Here is a 4,908-nt window from a genome sequence, read left to right on the forward strand (position 1 = left end):
GGGATGCGGTAGCTCAGGCACCAGCACACGTTGGCGTCGGGGTTCTTCGGTCCCACCATCATCCGCACGTCGTCGAACACGCTCGCGGGCCGCACGGTGATCGCCATGCGACCCAGGATGCCGCGCGCCACCGACACCGGCAACCACCCGCCTCGCCCTCCGGACACCGCTGAGCTCAGTCGCCCCGCAGCACCTCGAGCGCGTGGGCCAGGTCGGCGGGATAGCTCGACGTGAAGGTGACCCAATCCCCCGTCGACGGGTGTGCGAACGACAACTCTCGCGCGTGCAGCCACTGCCGCGTGAGCCCCAGCCGCGCCGAGAGCACGGGGTCGCCGCCGTAGAGCGGATCGCCGACGCACGGATGCCGGTGGGCGGCCATGTGCACGCGGATCTGGTGCGTGCGCCCCGTCTCGAGGTGGATCTCGAGGAGCGCGGCGCCCGGAAACGCCTCGAGCGTCTCGTAGTGCGTGACCGAGTCCTTGCCGGTGGAGGTCACGGCGAACTTCCACGAATGCGATGGATGCCGCCCGATGGGCGCGTCGATCGTTCCGGCGAGCGGATCGGGGTGCCCCTGCACGACCGCGTGGTAGACCTTCTCGACCTCCCGTTCCTTGAAGGCGCGCTTCAGGGCCGTGTACGCCCGCTCGGTCTTCGCGACGACCATGAGGCCGCTCGTGCCCACGTCGAGGCGGTGAACGACGCCCTGGCGCTCGGCAGCGCCGGTGGTGGCGACGCGGAATCCGGCGCCCGCCAGGGCTCCGAGCACGGTCGGCCCCTCCCAGCCCACCGAAGGATGCGCGGCGACCCCCGTCGGTTTGTCGACCACGACGATGTCGTCATCGTCGTAGGCGATCCCGAGGTCCGCCACGACCACGGGCACGATGGTCGGCTCCTCCCGGGCCCGCCACGATACCTCGAGCCACGAACCGCCGCGCAGGCGGTCGGACTTGCCCAGCACCGCGCCGTCGAGCACGACCCCGCCCGCCTCCGCGACCTCCGCCGCGAATGTGCGTGAGAAACCGAGCATCTTCGCCAGGCCGGCATCGACTCGCGTGCCATCGAGCCCGTCGGGGACGGGCATGCTGCGCGTCTCCATGCTCAGGCCTTCGAGGGCTCGTCGGTGCCGGCCGGGGCATCGCCCGCGGCATCCATCCCCTTGCCCGCCTTGCCCTCGCGCGTTCCGTCCAGGTGCACGCCGAAGAGCACGAGCGCCGCGACGGCGATCATGTCGAGCACGATGAAGATGTCGGCGACGTTGTAGATCGCGGGCATCATCCACGGCGTCGAGATGAAGTCCACGACGTGGCCGACCGGGAAGCCCGGTTCGCGGAAGATCCGGTCGGTCAGGTTTCCCAGGACGCCGCCGAGCAGCAGTCCCAGGATGACCGCCCACAGGCGCGAGTGCACCTTCGTGATCAGCCAGACGATGATGGCGGCGACCACGGCCAACGCGATCGTGAAGATCCACGTGACGCCCTCGCCGAGCGAGAACGCCGCCCCCGGGTTGCGCACCAGGTAGAAGACGAGGAAGTCGCCGATGATCTGCACCGGCTCTTCCGGGGGCAGATTCTGGATAGCGAGGTACTTGGTGAACTGATCGGCGGCCAGCACCGTCGCCGCGAGTATCGCGATGATGGTGCCGGCCGCCGCCGTTCGCAGGGGGGCTCGGCGCGACAAAGCCCGCCCTAGAGGCCGATGGCCGAGACCGGAGTCGAACCCGACGACGCCGCCGTGGTCTCGAGATCGCGGAGCTTGCCCTCGATGTAGCTGCGGAGCTGTGCACGGTAGTCGCGCTCGAACTGGCGAAGCTCGGTGATGCGTCCCTCGAGCACACCGCGCTCCTTCTCGAGACGCTCGAGCTCCTCGCGCTGCTTGGCCTCGGCCTCGGAGACGATGCGTGCCGCCTCGGACTGCGCTTCGGAGATCAGCTGGTCGCGCTGTGCCTTGCCCTCGGCCACGTGCTCGTCGTGCAGGCGCTGCGCGAGCTCGATGATGCCGGCACTCGCGGCGGCGGGCGGTGCGCCGTCGACCGCACGGGGGGCCTCGATGACGGGCTCGGGCTTGGCCTCTTCGACCGGTGCCGCGGCAGTCGGCTGCGGCGCTGCTTCGCCCGACTCGTACTGGGCGAGCTTCGCCTTCAGTTCGTCGTTCTCGGCGATCGTCTTGCGCCACTCGACGACGATCTCGTCGAGGAAGTCATCGACCTCGTCGGGGTCGAAGCCCTCCTTGAACCGGACGTGCTGGAACTGCTTGGTAACGACGTCATCCGGGGTCAATGCCATGGTGGCTCCTCTTTCGATGAGTTTTGGGACGCTGGCCAGAGTCGGGCTGCGGCTCGCCAGGACGGCAACGCCCTAGCAAGCATAGTCGGGGGTCGATCAGCCCGCGAGGGACCGGGTCACCGCGAGCAGGATGAAGCAGACGAGCATCGTCAGCGCGAAGGCGAAATCGATCGCGATGCCACCGATGCGCAGGGGCGGGATGAAGCGACGGAAGAACTTGATCGGCGGATCGGTGATCGTGTAGATGACCTCCGCGATGACGAGCCAGGCGCCTTTGGGTCGCCACTCCCGATTGAAGATCGGGATGTACTCGAAGATCAGTCGCCCGAAGAGCACGAAGACGTAGAGCAGCAGCAGAGCGTTGACGATCCCGAAGATCAGTTGGAGCACGCCCACGCTGACCTACGGTGCGAAGGAGACGGAGTCGGCATCCGCCTGCGCGATGCCTCCGTCGCCCGACACCGCCACGTTCTCGGGCGACAGCAGGAACACCTTGCTCGTGACACGCTCGATGCGGCCGTAGAGCCCCAGCGACAGACCGCTCGCGAAGTCGATGAGACGGCGCGCGTCGGCGTCGCTCATCTGCGAGAGGTTGATGATGACCGGGATGCCCTCGCGGAAGTTCTCGGCGATCACCTGGGCGTCGCGGTACTGCTTCGGGTGGACGGTGAGAATCTCGCTCACGGTGCCGACCATCGGCTGACGCACGACGGCTGGCTTGCGCAAGGGGGTCACGGGAGCCCTGGTCTCGACCTCGCGCGATTCACGTTCGCGGGTGGCGCGAGCGGTCGGCTGAGGGGCGTCATCGTAGGCTTCCTCCTCGTCGGCGAGGCCCAGGTACACCATGGTCTTCTTCAGCGGGTTCGACATCGCATCCTCCGTGTTGCTCGTCTTCATTGAGATTAACCCCGTGCCGGTCGCGGGCCCGTGATTGCGGACCCGATCCTTAGGTGTGTCGCACCGCAGGCGATCGCCTCGGTGAAATCGGCCGTCATTCCGGCCGAGAGCCAGGTCGCCTCGGGCACCACCGCGCGCACGCGGGCGGCGTAGCCGCGCAGGCGCTCGAACGCCGTCGCGGGTCGTTCGTCGAGGGGGGCGACAGCCATCACCCCGCGCAGGGCGAGCGTGCGGCATCCGGCGATGTGCGCGGCGAGCGCCTCGACATCCCGCGGCGCGACGCCCCCACGATCGGGATCGTCCGTGAGGTTCACCTGCAGCAGCACGTCGAGCCTCGCGTCGTCGTCCGCGGCCGCGTCGAAGGCGTCGGCGAGGCGCGCTCGGTCGAGTGAATGCACCGCGGATGCCGCCTTCCTGATCGATCGGGCCTTGTTGGTCTGCGCTTGCCCGATGAAGTGCCATCGGATGCCGGGGAGCGGTCCGACCTCGTCGACCTTCGCCGTGAACTCCTGCTGCCGGTTCTCCCCGAAATCGCGCACGCCCAGCTCGTAGAGCGCGTGCACGAGCTCGGCGGGATGGAACTTGGAGACGACGATCCGGGTCAGCTCGCCGGGGTCGCGGCCCGCCGCCCGCGCCGCCTCGGCGATGCGCGCATCGACCGCGGCGAGTCGCGCCGCGAGCCCTTCGCCCCGCCCGGCGGGCTCGCTCGGGGACCCGTTCACCCTTATTTCAGGAAGTCGGGGATGTCGAGGTCGTCATCGCCGAAGGCGGAGTCGTACCCGCCCGTCTCAGACAGCACCGGGGCGGTGGATGCGGCGCCGACCGACACCTTCTCGCGGGCCTCCGACTTGATCTCATCGTCGTCGCTGAGCGACGGGAGGGCGGGGGCGGGGCGCGTGGCCGCGAGCGGCATGTCGAGGCGTGCCGTGGGCTCACCGCTGTCGAAGCCGGCGGCGATGACCGTAACCCGCACCTCGTCGCCCAGCGTGTCGTCGATGACCGTTCCGAAGATGATGTTCGCTTCGGGGTGCGCCGCTTCCTTCACGAGCTGTGCGGCGTCGTTGATCTCGAAGATGCCGAGGTTCGATCCGCCCTGGATCGAGAGCAGCACGCCGTGCGCACCCTCGATGCTCGCCTCGAGCAGCGGGGATTCGACCGCGAGCTCGGCCGCCTTGATGGCGCGATCGGCTCCGCGCGCGGAGCCGATGCCCATCAGGGCGGATCCGGCTCCCTGCATGACCGATTTGACGTCGGCGAAGTCGAGGTTGATCAAACCCGGCGTGGTGATGAGGTCGGTGATGCCCTGCACACCGGCGAGCAGCACCTGATCGGCGGTGGCGAACGCCTCGATCATCGAGATGCCGCGGTCGCTGATCTCGAGCAGGCGGTCGTTCGGCACCACGATGAGAGTGTCGACCTCTTCCTTGAGCTTGCTGACACCCGCGTCGGCCTGGCTCTGGCGACGCCGTCCCTCGAACGAGAAGGGACGGGTCACGACGCCGATGGTCAGGGCGCCGATCGACTTCGCGATCCGCGCCACCACGGGCGCACCACCGGTTCCGGTGCCGCCGCCCTCGCCCGCCGTCACGAAGACCATGTCGGCCCCCGCGAGGGCCTCTTCGATCTCTTCGGCGTGATCTTCCGCGGCGCGCCGCCCGACCTCGGGGTCGGCGCCCGCGCCGAGGCCGCGGGTGAGCTCTCGTCCGACGTCGAGCTTGACGTCGGCGTC

The 4,908-nt window shown here is 68.9% G+C and carries 7 protein-coding genes and 1 pseudogene; all 8 read right to left on the reverse strand.

From position 1 onward, the window contains the following. A pseudogene (locus VNT50_RS06850) lies at window positions 1-107 on the reverse strand (GNAT family N-acetyltransferase); the annotation flags it as partial. Between the two features lie 68 nt (window positions 108-175). Next, complete coding sequence (locus VNT50_RS06855) at window positions 176-1,096, reverse strand: RluA family pseudouridine synthase (protein ID WP_325484358.1); 921 nt, start codon at window positions 1,094-1,096, stop codon at window positions 176-178. 2 nt (window positions 1,097-1,098) lie between these two features. Further along, a complete protein-coding gene (gene lspA, locus VNT50_RS06860) occupies window positions 1,099-1,677 on the reverse strand; it encodes a signal peptidase II (RefSeq protein ID WP_325484359.1) in 579 nt (192 codons plus the stop codon). 8 nt (window positions 1,678-1,685) lie between these two features. Beyond that, entirely contained in the window at window positions 1,686-2,282 is a 597-nt protein-coding gene (locus tag VNT50_RS06865) for a DivIVA domain-containing protein (RefSeq protein WP_325484360.1), read from the reverse strand. A gap of 96 nt (window positions 2,283-2,378) precedes the next feature. Further along, the gene (locus tag VNT50_RS06870) at window positions 2,379-2,678 is read right to left on the reverse strand and encodes a YggT family protein (RefSeq protein ID WP_325484361.1); all 300 of its coding nucleotides are present in this window, start codon (window positions 2,676-2,678) and stop codon (window positions 2,379-2,381) included. 6 nt (window positions 2,679-2,684) lie between these two features. After that, entirely contained in the window at window positions 2,685-3,152 is a 468-nt protein-coding gene (locus VNT50_RS06875) for a cell division protein SepF (protein WP_325484364.1), read from the reverse strand. A gap of 32 nt (window positions 3,153-3,184) precedes the next feature. After that, window positions 3,185-3,901 (reverse strand): YggS family pyridoxal phosphate-dependent enzyme, encoded by a 717-nt coding sequence (locus tag VNT50_RS06880; RefSeq protein ID WP_325484362.1) that lies wholly within the window; start codon window positions 3,899-3,901, stop codon window positions 3,185-3,187. A 2-nt stretch (window positions 3,902-3,903) separates the two neighbouring features. Then, window positions 3,904-4,908, reverse strand: a 1,005-nt coding sequence (ftsZ, locus tag VNT50_RS06885; protein WP_325484363.1) for a cell division protein FtsZ, incomplete at its 5' end; no start/stop codon positions are given.

Origin of the sequence: Microbacterium sp., assembly GCF_035554235.1 — a bacterium.
GTDB lineage: Bacteria > Actinomycetota > Actinomycetes > Actinomycetales > Microbacteriaceae > Microbacterium.